Below are 22987 nucleotides of genomic sequence, written 5' to 3'. Positions count from 1 at the left end.
TTTTGTGTACGCCGGCGTGCGGGGACGCTTGCCGGCGCCAAACGAACACTGAACATCCAATGCATACTGCCGCCTCCACCCGCGGCGCGCCGGCTATCAAGCCGCTCGCGCTGGCCTGTGCCATCGTCCTGTCGTTCTCCACCGGCGCCGTGCGCGCCCAGGACGGCAACCCATCGACCGTCGTCATCACCGGGGCCCGTTTCCCGAGCGTGGAAACCCTGCGTCCGATCGGCGCCACCGTCATCACGCAGGACGACATCCGCCGCGCTGGCGTCAACGACGTCAATAGCGCGATCCGCAAGATCGGCGGCGTGTTCGGCCGCCAGAGCCTGGATTCGTCGCCCGACTTCGCGCTCGACCTGCGGGGCTTCGGCACCAACAGCGCGCAGAACATGGTGATCATGGTCGACGGCGTGCGCCTGAACGAGAACGAACTGGCGAACACCGTGCTGTCGACGATCCCGATCGACACGGTCGAACGCATCGAGATCACCCGTGGCGGCGGCAGCGTGCTGTATGGCGAAGGCGCCACCGGCGGCATCATCCAGATCACGACGCGCCGCAACGTGGCCGGCGGCCTGCACGGCTCCGTGTTTGCGGAAGGCGGCTCGTTCCACGAGCACGATGTGCGCGCGCAGCTGTCGCAGACGGCGGGCAACGTCAGCGCCGACATCGCCGTCGCGCGCCAGGGTTCGAATAACTACCGCCGCAACAGCGATTTCGACCAGACGACCGCCTCGCTGAACCTGCAGACCCGCTTCACGGGCGGCCGCGCCGGCATCCACGTCGAAAGCGCGCGCCAGGACTCGCGCCTTCCCGGCGCGCTGTCGCTGGCCCAGTTCGACGCGGACCCGCGCCTGGCCGCGACGCCGAACGACTTCGGCTCGCTGAACACGGACCGCGCGAACGTCTTCGCCGAATACCGCCTGGGCACAGTCGACCTGGCGGCCGACCTGTCGCACCGCGAGCGCAACGTGCGCTCGAACTACCTGTCCTTCGGCTCGAACAATGCGTACGACGGCCGCCAGGACCAGTTCTCGCCGCGCGCCCGCTGGCTGTCCGACGTCGGCGGCATGCTCAATGAACTGGTGGGCGGCGTTGACCTCACGCGCTGGAAGCGCAAGACGACGGCCTCGTTCTCGAGCGCCGACGCGAGCCAGTCGTCGAAAGCCGTGTACCTGCGCGACGAGCTGCGCTTCGATTCGGCCCACGACGGCCGCATCGCCCTGGGCGCGCGCCACGAGAACTTCGACAAGAGCGTCGTGGACGTCGTGGGTGGCGTCGCGCCGGAAGACCGTTCGCAATCGCAGAACGCGTGGGAAGCGCAGGCCAGCTACCGCGTGCACCCGCTCGTCGAGGTGTACGCGAAGGCGGGGCAGAGCTACCGCGTGGCCAACGTCGACGAGAACGGCTACCGTGCAAGCAGAGACATCCTGAAGGCGCAGACGTCGCACGACCTGGAACTCGGTACGACCCTGCGCCGTGCGCCGGGCGACGACAGCCGCACGTTGACGGCGCGCGTGTTCCGCCATCGCCTGGACAACGAGATTTTTTATGATCCGACGCTGAACGGCGGTTGGGGTGCGAACACGAACCTCGATCCGACCGAGCGCAAGGGCTTCGAGATCGACGCCGAGGCGGCGCTGGCCGCAGGCTGGCGTGCGAGTGCGCATCTGCAGCACGTGATCGCGCACTTCACGGATGGCCCGAACACCGGCCGCGAACTGGCGCTCGTGCCGAAGAACGTCGTGACGGCGCGCCTGGCATGGGTGCCGGCCAACGGCCAGTCGGCCGACGTGGGCGTGCAATGGGTCGACCGCCAGCGCTACGGCGGCGACTTCAGCAACACCTGCGGCGCACGGATCCCGTCTTACACGACGCTCGACGCGCGCTACAGCATCAAGGTGGGCGCATGGGACGTCGCCGCGACGGGGCTGAACCTGGCGGACCGTCGTTACTTCAGCAATGCGTTCTCGTGCAAGGGCGGCATCTACCCGAGCGACGGACGTCAACTGAAATTGTCGGCCCGGTACGACTTCTGACAAACCGGGGTCAGAGCCCTTAATTTGGAAATTGCCCAAAATCGGGCTCTGACCCCGGTGTTGGTTACGGCGGTAACCAATTGCAAGAAATAAGCCCTGGCTAAGGTTCGCGACCGAAAAAGTGGTAATCTCGCGTCGTTTGCTTAACCAACCCTAGAAGGAAAACTATGCGTTCCCTGCGTTTTGCCCTGCTCGCCACCGTCCTCGCCGCCAGCACCGCGTTCGCGTCGCCGACCGACCCGAAGAGCGGTGTCGAGTACGTGACGCTCGCTCAGCCGCAACCGGTGCAGGCCACGGGTAAAAAGGTCGAGGTGATCGAGTTCTTCATGTACCACTGCCCGCACTGCAACGCGCTGGAACCGCAGCTCGAACAGTGGGTCAAAAAGCAGGGCGACAACATCATGTTCAAGCGCGTCCACCTGCCGTCGTCGGGGCCGAACGATCCGGAAGCGCACCTGCGCCTGACGCTGGAAGCGCTGGGCAAGGCCGAAGAGTTCCAGCCGAAGGTCTTCAAGGCCTGGCACGTCGATCGCCTGCGCCTGAACACGGACGCGGCCATCATCGACTGGGCCTCGAAGAATGGTCTCGACCGTAACAAGTTCCTGGACGCGTGGAACTCGTTCGGCGTGACGACCAAGCTGCGCCGCCTGCCGCAGATCACCAGCGACTACAAGGTCGACAGCGTGCCGACCATCGTCATCGACGGCAAGTACCAGACGTCGCCGGCATTGGTCTACAATTCGGTCAAGACCCAGAACGAGCCGGCCCTGTTCGGAGCCACGCTGCAAGTAATGGATGCCCTGGTCGCGAAAGCCGCCAAGTCGAAATAAAAAGGTAGAAACAGCGCAATGAGTGATGCCGAAGGCAAGATCCTGAAGATGTACGACAAGTCCAAGCCGGACGAGGAGCATCTGTTCGATTCGAGTAACTGGAATCACGCGGCCTGGATCCTCGTGATCGTGCTCGCAGGTCTTGCATTCTGGCTCGCCATTGCGCTCGTGAACGCCGAAAACCAGCGCAATGCGCTGGTGACGAATCAATGCGCGGACCCCGTGTTCAAGGGCGAGATCGACCGGCAATGCCTGCTGACCGTGCATTCGCGCGAGCACTGGTGGGACCACCTGTTCTATGCCATGCGCCACGTGAAGCCGGAACGCCCGGCGCCGGTCGGACGTCGATAATTCCTTAAGGAAATGGTAACCTTCAGGTTTTCCACGACCTGAAGGATTGTCCATGCCGCTCCTGCGTGCCGCCGCCCTCGGCCTGCTGCTGTCCCTGTCGCTGTCTCTCGCGCATGCGTCGCCCGCTGTTCCGCAGAATGGCGTCGACTATGCCACGCTTGCCCGTTCGCAGCCCGTGCAGGCGAACGGCGACAAGGTCGAGGTCATCGAATTCTTCATGTACCACTGCCCGGTGTGCAATGCACTGGAACCGTTACTGGAGGAGTGGGTCAGGAAGGAAGGCGACCGCATCACGGTGCGCCGCATCCATTACCCGTCGACGGGACGGGCCGATCCGGAAGCGCATTTGTTCCTGACGCTCGAAGCACTGGGCCGGCTGGGCGACATGCACGCGAAAGTGTTCAAGGCGGTGCACACGGACCATATCCGTTTGAATAAAGACGACGTCATCATCGACTGGGCGGCGAAGAACGGCATCGACCGCGCGGCCTTCCTCGACGCGTGGAATTCGTTCGGCGTGACGACGCGCCTGCGCCAGCTCGACAAGGTCGCGGCCAACTACCAGGTCGATTCCGCACCCACGCTCATCGTCGGCGGCCGCTTCCTGACGAACCCCGGCCTGCTGTCGCGCCAGATGGAAGGCGCCGACCGCGCCGACGTGTTCAAGGCCACGCTGCAGGTGGCGGACAAGCTCGTCGACAAGGCCGCGCAGGCGAAGTAATCAGGCCGACAGCACGCCGTCCGGCAGGCTGATCACGAAGCGGGCGCCGCCCAGCGTCGACTGCTCGACTTTCAGGTTGCCGCCATGCAGGGCGATCGCCTTGTGCGCGATCGACAGGCCGAGGCCGAAGCCGCCGGTGGCGCGGTCGCGGCTGCGGTCGAGGCGGTAGAACGGCTCGAAGATGCGTTCCCGTTCTTCTTCGGGAATGCCGGGGCCGTCGTCCTCGACGGCGATCTCGATGCGGCAATCGTCGCGCCGCACGCGCAGCGCGACCTCGTGCGCCGCGTACTTCTGCGCATTCCGCAGCAGGTTGCCGATGGCGCGGCCGAGCAGGCGGCGGTCGCCGTCCACGCTGCCCAGGCGCTCGCCCAGGTCCACGTGCAGGCGCTGAGGCCGCGGATGCAGGCCGTCCGTGCATTCGCGCAGCAGCGGCTCCAGCTCGAACAGGGCGCGCTGCGGACCCTGCGCGTTGTCCAGCTTGCTCATCGACAGCAGTTCGTTGACGAGATCGTTCAACTCGGTCAGGTCGCCTTCCATCGCCGCGATGCGCTTGGTCAGCGCGGGGTCGCCCGCGCGCTCGGCCAGCAGTTCCAGCGCGAATTCGAGCCGCGCGATCGGCGTGCGGAGTTCGTGCGACACGGAGTGGAGCAGGTTCTTCTGCGCTTCCAGCAAGCCCTGGATGCGCTCGGCCATCGCATTGATGCGTTCGGCCAGCGGAAACACGGCGTCCGCCGGTTTCAGGTGCGCCCGTGCGGTCAGCTGCCCGGCACCGAATTCATCCGCCACGCGCGACAGCGTCTGCAATGCCTGCCAGTGCGAGCGCGACCACAGCGCGATCGGCACGAGCAGCGCCAGCGCCACGACGACGTAGCGCACCACCTCCATCGCGAGCGCCTGGCCGAGGTCGATCGGCAGGTTGTACGCGCGGATCACTTCCTCGTTGCTGCCGATGTAGCGGTCGCCTTGCAGGTCGACGCGCCGGAAGAATGCCTTGTGCTGCGGATCCAGCACGACGTCGCCCCGCTCCAGCGCCTCATGCTGGCGGGCAGGCAGGGCGGCGCGCGCCTGGTCCAGCGGGATCAGGTCGAAATGGGCTTCGGACACCTCGCGCACCTTGTTCAGGCGGCCGAGCCACTCGTCGGCCGGCGCCCGGTCGACATATTGTTCGAGCAGGAAGATCTGCGCCGACGCCTGGCGCCGCGCGATGTCGTCCAGCGGATCGCCGAACAGCCGGGCGAACACGAAATAGATGACGAACGTCGCCGCCGTGATCGACAGCATCACGAGCACGAAGAAGCGGAAAAACAGGCGATTCACGCCGCCGTCCTCCGGTCGTGGGCACTGTCTGGGGCTGAATTTGTCTTACACATCTCGAAATTGTATAGGAGCAATGATCTAAAAAACCATCCCTTACAAATTGAGGACAAATGCTGGACAGTCCGCGGATGAAGTTCTTGACCGGACTGCGTACGATGTCTACACGTCAGGACACGTCGAAAACCGTCGCGAGCGGCAGCGGTGCCGTTCGAGAGGCGCTGCTGTGCGTGAGTACAGTGAGCATCGCAGGACGGCAATGCAACGCGCAGCAGGTTTTCGACCTGTCCTCATTGGGTTTTCCGTTTGGGTCCGTCCGATGCGCGAGAGAAGGCGGACCCTTTTTTTATTCGGGATGCGTGCCGGGCACACGGCGCCATCGTTTCCAGGAGAGGGAGAGTATGAGCATGTTTGGACGCGTGATGACGCCGCTGGGCGCCATGATCGTCGGCGCGGCACTGGCCGCCTGCGGTGGAGGAAGCACGATGCATGACCAGCAAGCCAGCCCGGGAATCGCGGTCGGCGAGCCGCACCCGGCCGTCCTGGCCACCGCCCCGTTCGTCGAGATGGCGCGCACTGCCGCCTGCAGCGAGACGAAGAACCGTTTGTTCGTCATCGACGGCAAGCAAGTGTTCTGGGACCATGCCGGTCGCTGCGCGGACGCGTCCTATGAGCAAGTCCTGTTCGGCAACAAGCCGGAAGCCCGCCTGTGCTCGTACGGCGACACGATCGCCGGACCGAAGACCTATTGCCAGGACGAGAGCGCCCGCGCGCTGTTCGAGACGATCGTCAAGCATGCCGACCAGCCGGACCTGGGCCTGGGCAGCAGCCACAAGGTCGAACAACTGGCCTTCCTGCCGGCGGCCGGCACGGCGGTCACGTTCGAAACCGTCGCGAAGGACACGTTCTCGGGCGTGACGGCGCCGCAAACCGTCGTCATCAAGGACCAGGCGGCCTGGGACAAGCTGTGGGCCCAGCACACCGCCGGCCGCACCTCGGTCCCGGCCCAGCCGAAAGTGGATTTCACGCGCAAGATGCTCCTCGCCGTGTTCGCGGGCGAATACGCCAGCGGTTGCCGCAGCATGGTCGTCGGCCGCGTGGCGGCGGGCGCCAGCAAGCTCGAAGTCGAGATCGACGAGCGCGACGTGACCACGGTCGCCATCTGCCTGCCGGTCGTGACCCAGCCGATGCAGGTCGTGGCCGTGGATCGCGTGGATGCCGACGTCGCGTTCAACAAGGTGGCCGCCGCGGACATCTTCTTCCAGACCGCGGATGCGACGAGCCTGTCGGGCGTCCACGACGAACGCACGGTCGTCGTCAAGGACGAGGCTGCCTGGACCCGCCTGTGGAACGAACACGCGCCGGGCCGCGCCAGGCCCGCCGTCGATTTCGCGTCGCAGATGGTCGTCGGCGTCTTCATGGGCAGCGGCGCCAACAGCTGCTACTCGACTGCCATCGACGGCATCCTGCGTGCGGGCGACAGGATCCTCGTGCGTGAGGTGCGCTCGGTGCCGGGACCGGACATCATGTGCGCCATGCACGTGACGACCCCCGCGCACCTGGCCGTGATCCCGCGCAGCGATCTGCCGGTGGTATTTTCGACTGAAGTGGCAACGAGGCATTAAAGCAGGAAAGGATATGGGAGGAAGGAAGACAAGGACGTAGAATGTTGTCTTCCCGAATCTTTCAACCCCGAACATGAACAAGCTTCTCTTCCTCGCGCTGGGCGCTGCCTGCGGTACGGCGTGGGCCCAGACGCCGGCGACCAACCCCATGCCCGACGGCAGCCGCGACATGTACGTGGGCCTCGGCGTGCAGTCGGCGCCGCGCTGGGACGGGACGGGAAGCCGCAAGGTATCAGCGTTGCCGGTGCTCCAGGTTCAATGGAGCAACGGCCTTTTTATTTCCGGCATGAGCGCCGGCATGCACCTGACGGACAGCCCGACGTTCGAATACGGCCCGCTGGTGGCCGTGCAGCCCGGCCGCGACGAGTCCGGCACCGGCCAGACCGTCGACGGCGCCAGCGCATGGGGTACGACCCTGATTGGCCCGGTCCCGGATCCGATCGACAAGCGCCACATGGTCGCCACGCGTCTCGAGGGCATGGACAAGATCGGCGCCCGCTTGCAGGGCGGCGTCTTCGCGAACTATTACCTGACGCCGCAATGGCGCCTGACGAGCAGCGTGCTGTACGGCGCCGGCAACGACCACGACGGCGCGCGCCTGGACCTGGGCGTGCAGCGGCTCGCGTTCGAGCTGGGCAGCCAGCACCGCGTGTCGGTGTCGGCGGGCGTGTCCATCGTCAACCGCAACTATAACCAGACGTATTTCGGCATCTCGCGGGAAGAAGCGTCGCGTAGCCGCTTTTCGTATTACGACGCGGGCGGCGGCCTGCAGGAGGCGCACGTCGGCGTGCGCTGGAACTGGGCCCTGTCGCCCTCGTGGATGCTGACGTCGAACCTGCAGGCCAAGGGCCTGCTGGGCAATGCCGCCAAGAGCCCGCTCGTCGAGCGGTCCACCAACCTGACGGTTTCGACCGCCTTCGCCTACCGGTTCTGACGATGCGCGCATCCCGCCACCTCATCGCTGCCTTTGTCGCGCTGCTCGCGGCCGCTCCAGCCGTCGTGCAGGCGCAGGCACAGGCCGGCGAATGGGTGAGCTACCGGGATGCGTACCGGGCGATGGTCCAGTTCGAGAAATACGGCGGTCCGAAGAACCTGCTGCAAAGCCAGCTGCAGGTGCAGGCGCGCGACCACGCCGGACTGGGCGAGGGCGCCCAGCTCACGCTGACGGGCAAGACGACGCAGCTGAACCTGCCGCTGGACGCCCTCGGCCGCACGGTGTTTCCGCTGACGAAGGCGGCGTACGACGAGAACGCGGCGCTCGTCCTGAACCGCAAGGGCATGCCCTTCGTGCTGCGCCCGCAGGTGACGATCGCGCCGCGCGCCGACGGCCAGTACGATGCCGCCGACCTGCGCACGGCCTGCGCCCAGGCGCTCGGCTTCGTGCGCTACGTGGATGCGTCGCAGCGCGCGCGCCAGTGTGCCGGCGTGCGCTTCGTGTTCCCACGGAAGGGATCGCCCGAAACGGCCGGTGCCCGCCTGCGCCACGCGGACGGCGGCGAGCAGGCGTTGCCTGTCACGTCCGGCGCCGCCTTCGCGGGCGATCCCGACGAAGGCTTCCCCATCGTGACCTGGCGCTTCGCCACGGCGCCCGGACGGGCCCAGGTCGTCACCTACAATGCGCCGCTCGCGATCGTCCCGATCTTCGAATAACTTGGTATGCTCGTCCGGTTGCATACCACGAGGACGAGCATGGACAAGACAATCCTGATCACGGGCGCCAGCCGCGGCATCGGCGCCGCCTGCGCGCTGCTGGCCGCACGGCGCGGCTATACGGTCTGCGTGAATTACCGGGACAACGACGCGGCGGCAAACGCTGTCGTGCAGGCCATCGAAGCGGCCGGCGGCCACGCGTTCGCGGTAGCGGCCGACGTGGCAGACGAAGGCGACGTGGCGCGCCTGTTCGCCGCCATCGATGCGCGCTGCGGCCGGCTCGACGCCCTCGTCAACAATGCCGGCATCCTCGCGCGCCAGTCGCGGGTCGAACACATGGACGCCGCCCGCATCAACCGCATCCTCGCCACCAACGTCACGGGCAGCTTCCTGTGCGCGCGCGAAGCCGTGCGGCGCATGTCCACGAAGCACGGCGGCAACGGCGGGGCGATCGTGAATCTGTCGTCGCGCGCGGCCGTGCTCGGATCGGCCAACGAGTACGTCGATTACGCCGCGTCGAAGGCGGCCGTGGATGCGCTGACGATCGGGTTGGCCAAGGAAGTGGCGCAGGAGGGCATCCGCGTGAACGGCGTGCGGCCGGGGCTGATCGACACGGACATGCATGCCAGCGGCGGCGAGCCGGGGCGCATCCAGCGCCTGCAATCGTCCGTGCCGATGGCGCGGGGCGGCACGGCGGACGAGGTGGCGGCTGCCGTGCTGTGGCTGCTGTCGGACGAGGCGTCGTATGCGACCGGCACGTTCATCGACGTGTCGGGCGGCCGCTGAGACGCCGGTTGGGCTTGCATTGACCGTCATTCCCGCGAAGGCGGGAATCCAAGTGCTGCATGCGTCGCGTTAACGCGTAAAGTGGGTCTCCGCCTCCGCGGGGACGACGTTCAGTTCCAGGCCGAGGGCGAGAACAGGTAACCTTCGCCCCATACCGTCTTGATTTTCTCGGACAGGTTGTCGTCGAACTTGCGGCGCAGCTTGGAGATGCAGTTGTCGATGCTGCGGTCGAGGCCGTCGAATTCGATGCCGCGCATCTTCTTGAGCAGTTCGTCGCGCGACAGCACGCGCCCGGCGGCCTCGGCCAGCACGAGCAGCAGCTTGTATTCGGTGTTGCTGAGCACGCACGGCTGGCCGCGCCACGTGACGCTGCGGTCGCTCGTCATGATGCGCAGCGCGCCGAACTCGAGCACGCGGGAATCCGTCGTCGTCTTCGTCTGCGTACGGCGCAGCAAGGCGCGCAGGCGCGCCAGCAGCACGCGCGGCTGCACAGGCTTGTTGACGAAGTCGTCCGCACCCTGTTCCAGGCCCGAGACTTCATCATAGGTATCTTCGCGCGCCGTGAGGATCAGGATCGGCACGTCCGATACGTCCCGGATCTGGCGGCACACGACCATGCCATCCATGCCGGGGAGCATGAGGTCGAGCACGACGATGTCCGGCGCGGCCGTCTTGAAATGTTCCAGCGCGGCGTCGCCCCGCGTGACGAGGTCGACCGAGAATTCATAGCCGGACAGGTATTCCGTCACCAGTTCCGCGAGGCGCGGATCGTCTTCCACCAACAGTACGCGATACATGATGTTCTCCTTGAGCCCGACATTTTATAAGAGTGGGCAAGGTTGGAGCATGTTTGGTGGGTCGTCATGACAAAAACGTACAGTTTCGCGACAAAGCTGTCGGCGACAGGCAAAAAAAGATCCGCCGCAGCGGATCCTTGCGCGCATGGCGGAGCAGGCTCCGCCAAGCAGGACATTACGCGAAGTTCTTGTTCACGAAGTCCCAGTTGACGACGTTCCACCATGCCTCGACGAACTTCGGACGGGCATTGCGGTAGTCGATGTAATAGGCGTGTTCCCAGACGTCGCAGGTCAGCAGGGCCACGTTCTCGGTGGTCAGCGGGGTGCCGGCGTTCGAGGTGTTGACGATGTCGACGGTGCCGTCGGTTTTCTTGACCAGCCAGGTCCAGCCCGAACCGAAGTTGCCGACGGCCGACTTCTGGAATTCTTCCTTGAACTTGTCGAACGAACCCCACTTGGCGTTGATCGCATCGGCGACCGGGCCGGTCGGGGCGCCGCCGCCGTTCGGGGTCATGCAGTTCCAGAAGAAGGTGTGGTTCCACACCTGGGCCGAGTTGTTGAACACGCCGCCTTGGGATTTCTTGATGATCTCTTCCAGCGACAGGTTTTCGAACTCGGTGCCCTTGATCAGGTTGTTCAGGTTCGTGACGTAAGCCTGATGGTGCTTGCCGTAGTGGTATTCCAGCGTCTCGGCCGAGATGTGCGGCTGCAGGGCGTCCTTAGCGTACGGCAGTGGGGGCAGGGTATGTTCCATGTCTTGTTCCTTGGTAAGTTGACGGGAGAGCTCGATAAACCTGCTGCGCGTTGCATTGTTGGCCTGCGATGCTTGCTGTACATCACGTACAGCTGCGCTTCTCGGCCAACACTGCTGCCGCTCACTACGGTTTCTCGAGGTCTCGGTTTTGCTGCAATTCGGGCGCTTATTCTAAACCGGTTAGCTAAACGTTGCAGATATGACTTTGCGAATACACCAGATTGTCATTCGAGTAAGGCCTGTACGCCGGCGACACTGACCTCGGCACTGCCTTCCGCCAGGCGGATATGCAACACGTCGCGCGGCTTGATCTGGCCCGGCGCATGTAGGACTTTACCTTTCGCGTTGCTGACGATCGCATAGCCGCGCTCCAGCGTCCGCTGCGGGTTCAGCAGTTCCAGTTGCGCCGCCAGGGCGTTCAATGCCTCGCGCCGCGCGCGCAACTGGTTGCCGACGCTGGCCACGAGATGGCGCCGGTCGGATTCCAGCCGCGTGCGCAGGCCGCTCCAGTCGGGGCGATGGCGGGCCCAGCGCTGCTGCAGCTGCGCCAGCAGCACGCCGTGACGGTTCACCGGCGCGCGGACGGCATGCGTGAGACTGCTGGCCATGCCGAGAAGTTTCAGGCGCTGGTGCTGGATCTGGCTCGATGGGCTCAACAGGCGGCGCGACAGGTTGTCGAGGCCCTGGCTGGCGTCGGACAGGACGCGGTCCATCGCGCGGCGTAGGTCGCCCGCGTCCGCCTGCAGCGATGCGACCCAGTCCGCGCGCGCGGTGGCGGCGAGCTCGGCGGCGGCCGTCGGCGTGGCGGCGCGCAGGTCGGCGGCGAAGTCGGCGATGGTGAAATCCGTCTCGTGGCCCACGCCCGAGATCACGGGCATGCTGCACGCCGCGATCGCGCGCGCGACCGCTTCCTCGTTGAAGCTCCACAGGTCTTCGATCGAGCCGCCGCCGCGGCACACGATCAGCACGTCCACTTCGCGCCGGTGCGACGCGACCGCGATGGCTTCCGCGATCTTCTGCGCCGCCAGCTGGCCCTGCACGGGCGCCGGATACAGCACGATGCGCACGTGCGGCACGCGCCGCCTGAGGGCCGTCAGCACGTCGCGCAGCGCGGCCGCCTGCGGGCTCGTGACGATGCCCACCGTGCGCGCGAACAGCGGCAGCGGACGCTTGCGGCCTTCGTCGAACAGGCCCTCGGCCCCCAGCTTTTCCTTCAGACGCATGAATGCTTCGTACAGCGCGCCCACGCCCGCGCGGCGGATCGCCTCCACGTTGATCTGGTAATCGCCGCGCGCGCCGTACAGCGTGACGAGGGCGCGCACCTCGACCTTGTCGCCTTCGCGCGGGGTGAAGCCCGCGTACTGGGCACGGCCGCGGAACATGACGGCGCGCACCTGGGCCGCGTCGTCCTTCAAGGTGAAATACCAGTGGCCGCTGGCCGCGCGCGTGAAATTCGAGATCTCGCCGCCGATCCAGACGAGGGGAAAGGTGCGCTCCAGCAGGCGTGCCACCTGCTGGTTGAGGGCCGTGACGGTCAGTACGGGCGGGGCGGCGTAGGCGGGATCGGCGTCTTCGGTGGGGAACATAGGGTTGGGCTCGTTTGAACTGTCCACAAAAACATGGCTGCGCGAAGTGTAAGACACATCTGCTGTAAAACAACAGGTAGTTTTTGTAAACACCTGATTTTTATAGTAAAACGATGCTGCCTGATTTCGATGCAGCAACCAAATTACCTTACGGATCAATGGCTTGGGTGCATCTTGGGATACTTGGCCACAATCTTATCCACAGTTTATGTGTGAAAGTGGACAAGTCGGCGGTGCTTAAATATTCAGCTTGGATACATTTTTCCAAAGCAATCAAACACTTAGGGCGCTGTCCGAGGCCTTGCTCACACCGTTTTCCACAGTTTATGTGAACAGCCGCCCTTCGCGGCGCGTCGCGGGACCGGTTTTCCACTGCTTAAAAAATCTGCACGGCAAAAATACTGTTTAAATTCAAGGACTTTGTTTGCGATCAAGGATCTTGCTCACAATCTTTTCCACAAAATGTGTGAAGAAGACCGGTTGCGCCTGGACGCGACGATAACCTGGTGGCTGCGCGCAGGGAATAGCCGGCCGTCGAAGCGGTTTGCTGTGCACAAGTCGAAGATGCCTAAAAATTGGGCTTGGCTAAGAATGATGAGAAAAATCAAATAGTTAATAACCGATCGATGCGCTTGCTCACATCTTTTTCCACAGTTTGTGTGAAAAATCCTGCGGTTGGCGGTCGTGGCATGTGGACAAGCACCTGCTTAAAAAGCGGGCGAAAGTTCTTTTCGTTTAAGAATCAAAGGCTTAAGGTTCGGTCTGTGCGCTTGCGCACAATTTTGTCCACAAAAAATGTGCAGAACGGCAGGGTAGAGCTAGACCTGTAGTCAAGCACAACCGTGCCTATTTTTTGGACTCGGGAATTTCTCTGAGTAAAATCAAATACTTACCGTTGGGAAAGCTGATTCCTCACAAATTTATCCACAGAAATTGTGGGCAACTACATGCGTACAGACTCCTCCCAGGTCTGCCAAGTTCCTTCCGGGAAACGCGCTCCGACCCTGCCAAGTTTTTACGCACGGAAAAATATCCCTTAAGAATCAAGCCACTTAGCGTCACTGGACGGTCTTGCGCACACTTTTATCCACAGAAAGTGTGCAGAACTCTACTTGCCGCAATCCGGGCAACACGTTACATTGCGCAACTAACTTGTTTCATTGTTTTTTACTTATCCAGGAGTTCCCTTGCTCGCCATTCTTCAAGCCGCCGGCTGGCCCATCTGGCTGTTGCTGATCGCCTCGATCATTGCCCTGGCCCTGATCATCGAGCGCCTGATCTACCTGCGCCGCGAAAAGATCCTGCCGCGCCAGCTGCTCGATGAAGTCATCCAGGTCTATCGCAGCGGCAAGGTCACTCCGGATATCGTCGACAAGCTACAAACGAATTCCCCGCTCGGCACGGTGCTGGCCGCCGCGCTGCGCAATGTCGACGCGCCGCGCGACGTGATGAAGGAATCGATCGAGGAAGCGGGCAGGGGCGTGGCCCACGTGCTGGAACGCTTCCTGACGACACTCGGCACGATCGCGTCGCTGGCACCGCTGATGGGCCTGTTCGGCACCGTGGTCGGCATGATCGAGATCTTCGGCGCGCAGAACGCGAGCGGCACGAATCCCGCCCAGCTGGCGCACGGTATTTCGGTGGCGCTGTACAACACGGGGTTCGGCCTGGCGATCGCGATGCCGGCCCTCGTGTTCTACCGCCACTTCCGCGCGCTGGTCGACAGCTTCATCATCGACATGGAACTGCAGGCCGTGAAATTCGTCGACGTCGTCCACGGTGCCCGCAAATGATCGAATTCCGCCGCGGCCGCAAACGCGAGGATCCGGAAATCAACCTGATCCCGTTCATCGACGTGCTGCTGGTCGTGCTGATCTTCCTGATGGTGACGACCACGTACAGCAAGTTCACCGAACTGCAGATCACGCTGCCGACGGCCGATGCCGAGAAGGCGATCGAGAAGCCGTTCGAGATCAACGTCACGGTCGACGCCAAGGGCAACTACACGGTGAACAACGTGCCGGTCGCGTTCCACGGCGTGGCGAGCCTCGCCGACGACCTGAAACGTGCGGCCAGCACCGGTCCGAACGGCCAGCCGCTGGCGGCGCCCGTGAAGGATCCCGTCATCATCGTCAACGCCGACCAGTTCGCGATGCACCAGATGGTCATCAACGTGCTGGAAGCGGCGCGCATGGCGGGGTACGACAAGCTGACGTTTGCGGCGCAGACGGGCGGGCAGAAGTAAGCAGAAAGCAGCGTCGCCCCCGCGCAGGCGCGGGCCTAATTTTGCCGGCGTATCGACAGCGCATGCAGAACTTGGGTCCCCGCCTTCGCGGGGACGACGGATCATCATATGGCATCTTCCCTCGAATCGACACTCACCCGCGCCTGGCTCCGGCGCGGGCCGCTCGCCATCGCCCTGTTGCCGCTCGCGCTGCTGCTGCGCGTGCTGGTTGCGTTGCGCGTCGCCCTGTACCGCATCGGCGTGCTGAAGGCCGGACGCCTGCGCGTGCCCGTCATCGTCGTCGGCAATATCTTCATCGGCGGCACGGGCAAGACCCCGCTGACGATCTGGCTGGCGCAGCAACTGCGCGCGGCCGGTATGCGGCCCGGCGTGATCTCGCGCGGCCACGGCGGAGCCGAAGAGGCACCCCGTGAAGTGCTGGCGGCGTCGCGTGCGCAGGATGTCGGCGACGAGCCCCTGCTGATCGCGGCGCGTGCCGGCTGCCCGGTCGTCGTCGGCCGCAAGCGCGTGGAAGCGGGGCGCCGTCTGCTGGACCTGCACCCCGACGTGGACGTGCTGATCACCGACGACGGCCTGCAACACTATGCGCTCGCGCGCGACGTGGAAATCATCCTGTTCGACGGCCGCGGCACCGGCAACGGCTGGACCCTGCCGGCCGGCCCGCTGCGCGAACCGCCGTCGCGCCGGCGCGATGTCACGGTCGTCAACGCGCCTGAGATCACGCCGGCGCTGGCCGCCGCGGTGGGCGGCGATCCCTGGCAGATGCGCCTCGCGGGCGACCACGCCGAGCGCCTGATGAACGCCGGTGAGCGCGTGCCGCTGGCTGCGCTGCGCGGGAAACGTGTGCTGGCGGCGGCCGGCATCGGCAATCCGGGGCGCTTTTTCGCGCTGCTGCGCGCCGCCGGCCTGGACGTCGCCGAGCTGCCGCTGCCCGACCATCACGACTTCCTCGACGACCCGTTCCGCGCCATCGACGCCGACGTCATCCTGGTGACGGAGAAGGATGCAGTAAAATGTCGGCAACTTGAAACAATCAACAACGACCCGCGCGTGTGGGTCGTGCCGGTCGGCGCGCAGATCGATGCCGCGCTGGCTGCCCAAATCGTGGAGAAATGTCGTGGACGCCCGACTGCTTGATATCCTGGTCTGCCCGCTGTGCAAGGGACCGCTCGAATATGACAAGAAAGCGCAGGAACTGATCTGCCGCCCGGACCGCCTCGCGTATCCGATCCGCGACGGCATTCCGATCATGTGGGCCGAAGAGGCGCGCAAGGTCGAGCCCGCGCTTTGACGCATTGGCTATTCCCGTGAGTTTCGTTGTCATCATCCCGGCACGCCTGGCGTCGACGCGGCTGCCGAACAAGCCGCTCGCGGACCTGGGCGGCAAGCCGATGGTCGTGCGCGTGGCCGAACGCGCACAGCAGTCGGGCGCGTCCCGCATCATCGTCGCCACCGACCACGCCGACATCGCCGCCGCCTGCGCCGCGCATGGCGTGGAAGCCTGCATGACGCGTTCGGATCACCCGTCCGGCACGGACCGCATCGCGGAAGTGGCGCACCTGCTCGGCCTCGCGCCGGATGCCGTCGTCGTCAACCTGCAGGGCGACGAACCGCTGATCGACCCCGCGCTGCTGGCCGCCTGCGCCGCGCGCATCGAAGCAAGCGTGCCGATGGCCACCTGCGCCCATCCGCTCTCCGACATCGCCGACGCCTTCAACCCGAACGTGGTGAAGGTCGTGCTGGACAAGCTCGGGCGCGCGCTGTACTTCTCGCGCGCCACGATCCCCTGGCATCGCGACGGCTTTGCCGCCACCCGCGAGCAACTGCCTGCTGGCTACGTACCCCTGCGCCACATCGGCCTGTATGCGTACAGCAATGCGTTCCTGCAACGCTACCCACAGCTGGAACCGTCGCCGCTCGAATCCATCGAAGCCCTGGAACAATTGCGCGTGCTGTGGCACGGCGTGCCGATCGCCGTGCACGTGACGGCCGAGGCGCCCCATGCGGGCGTCGACACGCCGGCCGACCTGGAGCGCGTGCGACTTTTCTACACGTCTTGATCCGCGTAGAAACTACTCTTCAGGCTGCTTGCGCCAGGTCAAACGGCTGAGAGATCGGCCGCCGTCAGTGGCGTTTGATGCTGCTTTTGTGGTAAGTTTCGTATCAGCTAGTCAGACATGCATCAATGCGGTTATCTGTTCCCAAACTAACCGCATCTACAAGAATTATTAAATACCTTTAGGAATCCCTTCATGCGTCTCATTTTGTTAGGAGCCCCCGGCGCCGGTAAAGGCACCCAGGCGAACTTCATCAAAGAAAAATACAACATCCCCCAAATCTCTACCGGCGACATGCTGCGTGCGGCCATCAAGGCCGGCACCGAGTTGGGTCTGGCTGCGAAAAAAGTGATGGATGCGGGCCAGCTGGTGTCGGACGACATCATCATCGGCCTGGTGAAGGAGCGCCTGAAGGAATCCGACTGCGCCAACGGCTACCTGTTCGACGGCTTCCCGCGCACGATCGCGCAGGCCGACGCCATGAAGGACAGCGGTGTGAAGATCGACTACGTGCTGGAAATCGACGTGCCCGACGAACTGATCGTCGAACGCATGAGCGGTCGCCGCAGCCACCCGGCATCGGGCCGCGTCTACCACGTGAAGTTCAACCCGCCGAAGGTCGAAGGCAAGGACGACGTGACGGGCGAACCGCTGGTCCAGCGCGACGACGACACGGAAGAAACGGTCAAGAAACGCCTGGCCGTGTACCACAACCAGACCGAAGTCCTGCTCGGCTATTACAACAAGTGGGCCGAATCGGGCCTGCCGGGCGCGCCGAAGTACCGCAAGATCTCGGGCGTCGGCCCGGTCGAACAGGTGCGCGACGCCGCATTCGCGGCACTCGCAGGCTGAGCGCCAGGGCGGCGCAAGCCGCTCTTTTTGGCTCCGGATGACTAATGCCATCCGTCCAGGTTTTTAGATCAAAGTTTTGTCGCACGCTTGTGCGGCGAATGCAGCAAGGTTGGCCGTACCGCAGATCAGCTCGCGAAGCTCAACGTAGCTCAACGTAGCTCAACTAAGCGCACGCGGCCTTTCGACTCTGTGGTGGTTTGATCGAAGAACGAGGGGGACGACATGGCATCCGCGCAGCTCATCTTCGCCGTCGCGTGCGGCGTCATCGCGGTATTCTACGGCTTGTGGTCGCGCAGTTGGGTCCTGCACCAGGATCCCGGCAACGGCCGCATGCAGGAAATCTCGCTGGCCATCCAGCAGGGGGCGTCGGCCTACCTGGCGCGCCAGTACCGCACCATCGGCATCGTGGGCGTCGTCCTGCTGATCGCCATCTACTTCCTGCTCGGCGCGGCCACCGCGGGCGGCTTCCTGGCCGGCGCGGTGCTGTCCGGGGCCTGCGGCTTCATTGGCATGAACGTGTCCGTCCGCGCCAACGTGCGCACGGCGCAGGCGGCGGCGACCGGGCTCGACCAGGCGCTGAACGTCGCCTTCCGCGGCGGTGCGATCACGGGCATGCTCGTGGTCGGGCTGGGCCTGCTGGGTGTGGCGCTGTTCTATTGGATCCTGATGCTGCGCGCCGACGCTGCCCTCACGCAGCATGAGGTCATCCAGCCGCTCGTGGGCCTCGCATTCGGCGCGTCGCTCATTTCGATTTTCGCACGCCTGGGCGGCGGCATTTTCACGAAGGGCGCGGACGTCGGCGCCGACCTCGTCGGCAAGGTCGAGGCCGGCATTCCCGAGGACGATCCGCGCAATCCCGCCGTCATCGCCGACAACGTGGGCGACAACGTCGGCGATTGCGCCGGCATGGCGGCCGACCTGTTCGAAACGTACGTCGTCACGCTGGTCGCCACGATGCTGCTCGGTGCGCTGGTGATCCCCGGGATGGGCGGCACCGGCACCGTGTATCCGCTGCTGCTGGGCGGGATCTCCATCCTCGCGTCCATCGTCGGCTGCTCGCTCGTGAAGAACCATCCGGGCCACAAGATCATGTACGCGCTGTACACGGGGCTGTGGTGGTCGGCCGCGCTGTCGCTGATCGGGTTCGCCGCCGTCACGTGGCTCGTGTGGCCGGACGATGCGATGCGCTGGCGCATGCTGGGCTGCGCCACGGTCGGCATCGCGCTCACGGGCCTGATGGTCTACATCACCGAGTACTACACGGCCACGGAGTTCGCCCCCGTGCGGCACATCGCGGAAGCGTCGACGACGGGCCACGGCACCAACATCATCGCGGGGCTGGGCGTGTCGATGAAGTCCACCGCGTATCCCGTGCTGGTCGTGTGCATCGCCATCCTCGTCGCGTTCCAGCTGGGCGGCCTGTACGGCATCGCGATCGCGGCCACCGCCATGCTGTCGATGGCCGGCATCATCGTCGCGCTGGATGCCTACGGCCCGATCACCGACAACGCCGGCGGCATCGCCGAGATGAGCGGCATGCCGGACCAGGTGCGCGCCGTGACCGACCCGCTGGACGCCGTGGGCAACACGACGAAGGCCGTCACCAAGGGGTACGCCATCGGCTCCGCGGGGCTGGCGGCCCTCGTGCTGTTCGCCGACTACACGCATGCGCTGGAGGCGCACGGCACACATATCGCGTTCGAGCTGTCGAATCCGATGGTGATCGTGGGCCTGTTCATCGGCGGCCTCGTGCCCTATCTGTTCGGCGCGCTGGCGATGGAAGCGGTGGGGCGGGCGGCGGGTGCCGTCGTGATCGAGGTGCGGCGCCAGTTCCGCGACATCGTCGGCATCATGACGGGCGCAGGCAAGCCGGAATACGACAAGGCCGTCGACATGCTGACGGCGTCCGCGATCCGCGAAATGGTGCTGCCGTCCCTGCTGCCCGTGATCGTGCCGATCCTCGTCGGCATGCTGCTGGGGCCCACGGCGCTGGGCGGCATGCTGATGGGGACGATCGTGACCGGACTCTTTGTCGCGATCTCGATGACGACGGGCGGCGGTGCCTGGGACAACGCCAAGAAATATATCGAGGACAACCACTACGGCGGCAAGGGCTCCGATGCGCACAAGGCGGCCGTCACGGGCGACACGGTGGGCGATCCGTATAAGGACACGGCCGGGCCGGCCGTGAATCCGCTCATCAAGATCATCAACATCGTGGCACTGCTGCTCGTGCCGCTGTTGCCGGCCGGCGGCTGGCTGGCCGTGTCGGAACCGCAGGCGCTGTACGGCAAACCCGCCGCGACCGTGCAGGCACCCGCAGGGGCAGCCTCGAAAGCAGCGGTTCAGCGCCCGAGTGCTTCGCTGAGCGCACTTTCCAGCGATGCGCGGTCCGAATCGCCGCGGTAGCGTACGCCGTTGATGAACAAGGTCGGGGTGCCGGTCGCGCCGTCGTGGTGGGCGCGTTCGGCATCCGCTTGCACGCGTGCGCGGTGGCGGCGCTCCAGGACCTCGGTGCGGAAGCGCTCGATGTCGAGATCGAGGCTTTCCGCCAGCACGGCGAGATCCTGCTTGTCGAACACTTGGCGCTGCTGTTCGTACAGCGCGTCGTGCATGTCCCAGAACCGGTCCTGGCTGCTGGCGGCCTCGGCCGCTTCCGCCGCCAGTTCGGCGAGCGGGTGCAGGTGCGCCAGCGGCAGGTGGCGGTAGACCAGGCGGATGCCGCCGAACCGCTCGTCCAGCTCGCGCAGCGCGACGTGGGCGCGCGCGCTGTACGGGCACTGGAAGTCCGCGTATTCGATCACCGTCAGCGCCGCATCCGCCGGGCCGCGCACGTGTTCGTCGTTGCCGATCTCGTCAACTCGTTTCATACATGTCTCCTGGTCGCGTCGAGGCGACATGATGCCACGGCATGGGGGATTGTGTAGTAAATTTTCACCCGGCAAGAAGATAGGTGTAAAAACAAAACAGATGGCGACGAGTTAGCCTCCGTTGCGGTACAGTAGCGTCATCAGCGGTTTTGTTTATTGAACAAGCCGCGCCAGCTTACTAACCAAATGGAGAAAACCATGACGACCAATCTGCGAGGAAAGGGCGTAACCGACGCCCTCGGCCTTGAACCCACCGACGCACCGCGCCAGGACAGCATGCAGCAGGCCGACGTTGCCGAACGCGCCGAACTGCAGCGCGCGCTGCTGGTCTACGGCATGGCCGGCGCGCTCGGCGCCGGGCAGGCCCGCGGCGCCATCGGCGAACTGCCCAACTGACCGGTAACGCCGGTCACACGAACGGGACCCGCGCGGTCCCGTTTTTCATTTCAGAACACGCACATGCGGTCCGCTTCCTCGCGCAGCCACGGCCGGAAGTCCGGATGGGCGATCCCGATCAGCGCCTGCGCGCGCTGCTTCGCCGACTTGCCGCGCAATTGCGCCACGCCCCATTCCGTGACGACATAGTTGACGTCGTTCTTGCTGGTGGTGGCGTGCGTGCCGGGCGACAGGGTCGGCACGATGCGCGAGACCGTGCCGTCCTTCGCCGTGGACGGCAGCACGATGAACGACTTGCCGCCGCGCGAACGGTTCGCGGCGCGCACGAAATCGACCTGGCCGCCCGTGCCGGAATAGGGCAGGTGCCCGATGCTTTCGCTGCCGCACTGGCCGAGCAGGTCGACCTGCAGGCTGGCGTTGATCGACACGAGCTTGTCGTTCTGCCCCGCGACATACGGATCGTTCGTGAAGTTCGACGGATGCATCTCCAGCATCGGATTGTGGTGCATGAATTCGTACAGGCGGCGCGAGCCGAGCGCGAACGTCGCTACCATCTTGCCCGGCAACAGGGTCTTGCGGCGGTTGTTGACCGCGCCCGCTTCCACGAGCCGTAAAATGCCGTCGCCGATCATCTCCGTGTGGATGCCGAGGTCGCGCTTGTCCGTCAACTGCATGACGACGGCGTCCGGAATGCCGCCGTAGCCGATCTGCAGGGTGGAACCGTCTTCGATGTGCTCGGCCACGAGACGGCCGATCGCTTCCTGCACGGGACCGATGTGGGGCAGGCCCACTTCCATGATCGGGTCTTCGCTTTCGACCAGCGCCGTCACCTGCGAGATGTGCACGTGGCACTGGCCGTGCGTGAACGGGACGTGCGGATTCACTTCCAGCACGACGGCGCGCGCCTTGGCGACGGCCGCTATCGTGTAATCCGTGCCGAGACTAAGGGCGAAGTGGCCGGAGGCGCTCATCGGCGATGCCATCGCGAACACGACGTCGGACGGCATCAGGCCCCGTTCGATCAGCATCGGGATCTCGGAAAAATAATTCGGGATGAAGTCGCACCAGCCGCCCTGGCCGCCCGCGCGCGACGCGCCGCCGAAGAACAGCGCGGCGTGGCGCACGTGCGGCCGGCATTCGGGCGCGAAGTAGCCGTATTTGCGCATCGCGAGGATCTGCGCCACCTGGACGTCGTGGAAGCCCCTGCATTCCTGCGACAGCGCGTGCAGCAGGGTGGGCGGTTCGCCGACACCGGTCGGGACGACGATCATGTCGCCGTCACGGACGTGGTTGAGGGCATCGAAGGCGCTGCCGCGTTTGGCGCGATACATCTCCTGCAGGGTCTGCATGGTCGTCTCCTGTGTCGTTTTTGTTTGAAAAACATGCATCGTGGCAGCTTGACAGCGTGGCGCAGGAAACTGACGCTCACCTGACACCCATCCGACGCACAGCAGCGCGCCGGCAAGGCGCCGTGCGGCCGATAATGGAACGCGAGGAGCGACCCATCATGGAACCGAAACGATATGTACTGACTGCATGCATGCTGCTGGCGTGGTCGTGCATGGCGCACGCGCAGAACCAGGTCCAGCGTACGGAGCAGGCCAACCGCGACGCCGCCGTGGCCGATGAAGCGAGCACGGCCAGGCCGGCGCGCACGCCGCCGCCGGCGCCGCTGAGCTATGGCCCCGTGCTGAATCCGCGCGCGCAGCAGGGCGCCGACGCCGTCCGCAAGGACCCGGCCGAGGTGCACGACGAAGCGGATACGCTGGCCCGCCAGGCCCAGCCGCAAGACAAGCAACTCACCGACAAGCAGATCGAGGAATTGCGCCGCCGCGCCGCGCGCCGCCATCCGGCCTGGCAGGGAGAAGGCGCGATGGCGCCGCGGCCGCTGCGGTCCGGCGCGACACCGCCCGCGACGGCCGCCGTACCGATTCCTCCTCCCGCGACGGCGCCGCAGCCCACCGTGCCCAGCACCAGCGTCATCCGCGGCTGCCAAGGCATCGTTTGCACGGATGGGGCCGGCAATACCTTCAACGCGGGCGGCAATGCCGGCGTCAGCAGCACGGGCCGCGCTTGTGCGCGGAACGGGACCACCGTCACATGTTTTTGAC

23 protein-coding genes are annotated in these 22987 nt (G+C 65.1%); 17 read left to right on the top strand and 6 right to left on the bottom strand.

The features are described 5' to 3' along the window. The first annotated feature begins 59 nt into the window (after positions 1 to 59). The 4 genes from ACL58G_RS27750 to ACL58G_RS27735 all read left to right on the top strand — a co-directional run bounded on the left by ACL58G_RS27750 (position 60) and on the right by ACL58G_RS27735 (position 3944). Positions 60 to 2042, top strand: coding sequence for a TonB-dependent receptor (locus tag ACL58G_RS27750; RefSeq protein ID WP_440963820.1), 1983 nt, complete (start codon positions 60 to 62; stop codon positions 2040 to 2042). A gap of 167 nt (positions 2043 to 2209) precedes the next feature. After that, positions 2210 to 2872: a thiol:disulfide interchange protein DsbA/DsbL gene (locus ACL58G_RS27745; RefSeq protein WP_440963819.1), complete on the top strand. Its 663-nt coding sequence runs from the start codon at positions 2210 to 2212 to the stop codon at positions 2870 to 2872. Positions 2873 to 2890: 18 nt separating this feature from the next. Then, the gene (locus tag ACL58G_RS27740; protein ID WP_413387340.1) at positions 2891 to 3223 is read left to right on the top strand and encodes a hypothetical protein; all 333 of its coding nucleotides are present in this window, start codon (positions 2891 to 2893) and stop codon (positions 3221 to 3223) included. A 52-nt stretch (positions 3224 to 3275) separates the two neighbouring features. Then, on the top strand, positions 3276 to 3944 hold the full coding sequence (locus ACL58G_RS27735) for a thiol:disulfide interchange protein DsbA/DsbL (protein WP_413387341.1): 669 nt from the start codon (positions 3276 to 3278) through the stop codon (positions 3942 to 3944). On the opposite strand, the gene ACL58G_RS27730 is transcribed toward ACL58G_RS27735, so the two are convergent. Then, positions 3945 to 5261 carry an ATP-binding protein gene (locus tag ACL58G_RS27730; RefSeq protein ID WP_413387342.1) on the bottom strand — a complete coding sequence of 439 codons (1317 nt, stop codon included), beginning with the start codon at positions 5259 to 5261 and terminating at the stop codon, positions 3945 to 3947. Between the two features lie 398 nt (positions 5262 to 5659). Between ACL58G_RS27730 and ACL58G_RS27725 the strand changes: the two genes are divergently transcribed. The 4 genes from ACL58G_RS27725 to ACL58G_RS27710 all read left to right on the top strand — a co-directional run bounded on the left by ACL58G_RS27725 (position 5660) and on the right by ACL58G_RS27710 (position 9319). After that, positions 5660 to 6883, top strand: a complete 1224-nt coding sequence (locus ACL58G_RS27725) for a hypothetical protein (protein WP_413387343.1) — start codon at positions 5660 to 5662, stop codon at positions 6881 to 6883. Between the two features lie 73 nt (positions 6884 to 6956). Continuing rightward, a complete protein-coding gene (locus ACL58G_RS27720) occupies positions 6957 to 7817 on the top strand; it encodes a MipA/OmpV family protein (protein ID WP_413387344.1) in 861 nt (286 codons plus the stop codon). 2 nt (positions 7818 to 7819) lie between these two features. Continuing rightward, the gene (locus ACL58G_RS27715) at positions 7820 to 8533 is read left to right on the top strand and encodes a hypothetical protein (RefSeq protein WP_413387345.1); all 714 of its coding nucleotides are present in this window, start codon (positions 7820 to 7822) and stop codon (positions 8531 to 8533) included. A 39-nt stretch (positions 8534 to 8572) separates the two neighbouring features. After that, positions 8573 to 9319, top strand: a complete 747-nt coding sequence (locus ACL58G_RS27710; RefSeq protein ID WP_440963818.1) for an SDR family oxidoreductase — start codon at positions 8573 to 8575, stop codon at positions 9317 to 9319. Between the two features lie 110 nt (positions 9320 to 9429). Here the strand turns inward: ACL58G_RS27710 and ACL58G_RS27705 are convergent, their stop codons facing one another. The 3 genes from ACL58G_RS27705 to xseA form a co-directional block, all read right to left on the bottom strand. Then, positions 9430 to 10116 (bottom strand): response regulator, encoded by a 687-nt coding sequence (locus ACL58G_RS27705; protein WP_413339682.1) that lies wholly within the window; start codon positions 10114 to 10116, stop codon positions 9430 to 9432. Between the two features lie 175 nt (positions 10117 to 10291). Further along, on the bottom strand, positions 10292 to 10870 hold the full coding sequence (locus ACL58G_RS27700) for a superoxide dismutase (protein ID WP_036237288.1): 579 nt from the start codon (positions 10868 to 10870) through the stop codon (positions 10292 to 10294). A 224-nt stretch (positions 10871 to 11094) separates the two neighbouring features. Next, positions 11095 to 12456, bottom strand: coding sequence for an exodeoxyribonuclease VII large subunit (gene xseA, locus ACL58G_RS27695; protein ID WP_440963817.1), 1362 nt, complete (start codon positions 12454 to 12456; stop codon positions 11095 to 11097). 1187 nt (positions 12457 to 13643) lie between these two features. Here xseA and ACL58G_RS27690 point away from each other — a divergent pair. The 7 genes from ACL58G_RS27690 (at position 13644) to ACL58G_RS27660 (ending at position 20019) form a co-directional block, all read left to right on the top strand. Further along, a complete protein-coding gene (locus ACL58G_RS27690) occupies positions 13644 to 14249 on the top strand; it encodes a MotA/TolQ/ExbB proton channel family protein (RefSeq protein WP_056127000.1) in 606 nt (201 codons plus the stop codon). Then, positions 14249 to 14701: an ExbD/TolR family protein gene (locus ACL58G_RS27685; protein WP_440968141.1), complete on the top strand. Its 453-nt coding sequence runs from the start codon at positions 14249 to 14251 to the stop codon at positions 14699 to 14701. The genes ACL58G_RS27690 and ACL58G_RS27685 overlap by 1 nt, the downstream gene beginning before the upstream one ends. Positions 14702 to 14809: 108 nt before the next feature. After that, positions 14810 to 15838, top strand: coding sequence for a tetraacyldisaccharide 4'-kinase (gene lpxK, locus ACL58G_RS27680; protein ID WP_440963816.1), 1029 nt, complete (start codon positions 14810 to 14812; stop codon positions 15836 to 15838). Beyond that, positions 15819 to 15992, top strand: coding sequence for a Trm112 family protein (locus ACL58G_RS27675; RefSeq protein ID WP_081984107.1), 174 nt, complete (start codon positions 15819 to 15821; stop codon positions 15990 to 15992). Before lpxK ends, ACL58G_RS27675 begins: the two co-directional genes overlap by 20 nt. Positions 15993 to 16008: 16 nt before the next feature. After that, entirely contained in the window at positions 16009 to 16761 is a 753-nt protein-coding gene (gene kdsB / locus ACL58G_RS27670; RefSeq protein WP_413387351.1) for a 3-deoxy-manno-octulosonate cytidylyltransferase, read from the top strand. Positions 16762 to 16953: 192 nt separating this feature from the next. Continuing rightward, positions 16954 to 17610 (top strand): adenylate kinase, encoded by a 657-nt coding sequence (gene adk / locus ACL58G_RS27665; RefSeq protein WP_371758608.1) that lies wholly within the window; start codon positions 16954 to 16956, stop codon positions 17608 to 17610. A gap of 222 nt (positions 17611 to 17832) precedes the next feature. Continuing rightward, positions 17833 to 20019, top strand: coding sequence for a sodium-translocating pyrophosphatase (locus tag ACL58G_RS27660; protein ID WP_440963815.1), 2187 nt, complete (start codon positions 17833 to 17835; stop codon positions 20017 to 20019). Here the strand turns inward: ACL58G_RS27660 and ACL58G_RS27655 are convergent. Beyond that, on the bottom strand, positions 19956 to 20480 hold the full coding sequence (locus tag ACL58G_RS27655; RefSeq protein ID WP_440963814.1) for a DsbA family protein: 525 nt from the start codon (positions 20478 to 20480) through the stop codon (positions 19956 to 19958). The genes ACL58G_RS27660 and ACL58G_RS27655 overlap by 64 nt on opposite strands. Before the next feature lie 198 nt (positions 20481 to 20678). Between ACL58G_RS27655 and ACL58G_RS27650 the strand changes: the two genes are divergently transcribed. Beyond that, on the top strand, positions 20679 to 20876 hold the full coding sequence (locus ACL58G_RS27650) for a hypothetical protein (RefSeq protein ID WP_413338446.1): 198 nt from the start codon (positions 20679 to 20681) through the stop codon (positions 20874 to 20876). A gap of 50 nt (positions 20877 to 20926) precedes the next feature. Here the strand turns inward: ACL58G_RS27650 and ACL58G_RS27645 are convergent, their stop codons facing one another. Further along, complete coding sequence (locus tag ACL58G_RS27645; protein WP_440963813.1) at positions 20927 to 22225, bottom strand: acetyl-CoA hydrolase/transferase family protein; 1299 nt, start codon at positions 22223 to 22225, stop codon at positions 20927 to 20929. 158 nt (positions 22226 to 22383) lie between these two features. Between ACL58G_RS27645 and ACL58G_RS27640 the strand changes: the two genes are divergently transcribed. Further along, a complete protein-coding gene (locus tag ACL58G_RS27640; RefSeq protein ID WP_440963812.1) occupies positions 22384 to 22986 on the top strand; it encodes a hypothetical protein in 603 nt (200 codons plus the stop codon). Position 22987 lies beyond the last annotated feature (1 nt).

It is taken from the genome of Massilia sp. GER05 (assembly GCF_052056005.1).
Taxonomy (GTDB): Bacteria; Pseudomonadota; Gammaproteobacteria; order Burkholderiales; family Burkholderiaceae_D; genus Telluria; species Telluria orientalis.
The sequence above is the reverse complement of the archived record's forward strand: the minus strand, read 5'-3'. Positions and strand labels throughout refer to the sequence as shown.

Bases quoted from the DNA above. Each gene is read 5' to 3' on its own strand.
- ACL58G_RS27725 (WP_413387343.1), top strand. From the start codon at position 5,660: ATGAGCATGTTTGGACGCGTGATGACGCCGCTGGGCGCCATGATCGTC.
- ACL58G_RS27650 (WP_413338446.1), top strand. From the start codon at position 20,679: ATGACGACCAATCTGCGAGGAAAGGGCGTAACCGACGCCCTCGGCCTT.
- ACL58G_RS27735 (WP_413387341.1), top strand. From the start codon at position 3,276: ATGCCGCTCCTGCGTGCCGCCGCCCTCGGCCTGCTGCTGTCCCTGTCG.
- ACL58G_RS27660 (WP_440963815.1), top strand. From the start codon at position 17,833: ATGGCATCCGCGCAGCTCATCTTCGCCGTCGCGTGCGGCGTCATCGCG.
- ACL58G_RS27645 (WP_440963813.1), bottom strand. From the start codon at position 22,225: ATGCAGACCCTGCAGGAGATGTATCGCGCCAAACGCGGCAGCGCCTTC.
- xseA (WP_440963817.1), bottom strand. From the start codon at position 12,456: ATGTTCCCCACCGAAGACGCCGATCCCGCCTACGCCGCCCCGCCCGTA.
- ACL58G_RS27750 (WP_440963820.1), top strand. From the start codon at position 60: ATGCATACTGCCGCCTCCACCCGCGGCGCGCCGGCTATCAAGCCGCTC.
- ACL58G_RS27745 (WP_440963819.1), top strand. From the start codon at position 2,210: ATGCGTTCCCTGCGTTTTGCCCTGCTCGCCACCGTCCTCGCCGCCAGC.
- ACL58G_RS27710 (WP_440963818.1), top strand. From the start codon at position 8,573: ATGGACAAGACAATCCTGATCACGGGCGCCAGCCGCGGCATCGGCGCC.
- ACL58G_RS27705 (WP_413339682.1), bottom strand. From the start codon at position 10,116: ATGTATCGCGTACTGTTGGTGGAAGACGATCCGCGCCTCGCGGAACTG.
- ACL58G_RS27740 (WP_413387340.1), top strand. From the start codon at position 2,891: ATGAGTGATGCCGAAGGCAAGATCCTGAAGATGTACGACAAGTCCAAG.
- ACL58G_RS27715 (WP_413387345.1), top strand. From the start codon at position 7,820: ATGCGCGCATCCCGCCACCTCATCGCTGCCTTTGTCGCGCTGCTCGCG.
- ACL58G_RS27655 (WP_440963814.1), bottom strand. From the start codon at position 20,480: ATGAAACGAGTTGACGAGATCGGCAACGACGAACACGTGCGCGGCCCG.
- ACL58G_RS27640 (WP_440963812.1), top strand. From the start codon at position 22,384: ATGGAACCGAAACGATATGTACTGACTGCATGCATGCTGCTGGCGTGG.
- ACL58G_RS27720 (WP_413387344.1), top strand. From the start codon at position 6,957: ATGAACAAGCTTCTCTTCCTCGCGCTGGGCGCTGCCTGCGGTACGGCG.
- adk (WP_371758608.1), top strand. From the start codon at position 16,954: ATGCGTCTCATTTTGTTAGGAGCCCCCGGCGCCGGTAAAGGCACCCAG.
- ACL58G_RS27700 (WP_036237288.1), bottom strand. From the start codon at position 10,870: ATGGAACATACCCTGCCCCCACTGCCGTACGCTAAGGACGCCCTGCAG.
- lpxK (WP_440963816.1), top strand. From the start codon at position 14,810: ATGGCATCTTCCCTCGAATCGACACTCACCCGCGCCTGGCTCCGGCGC.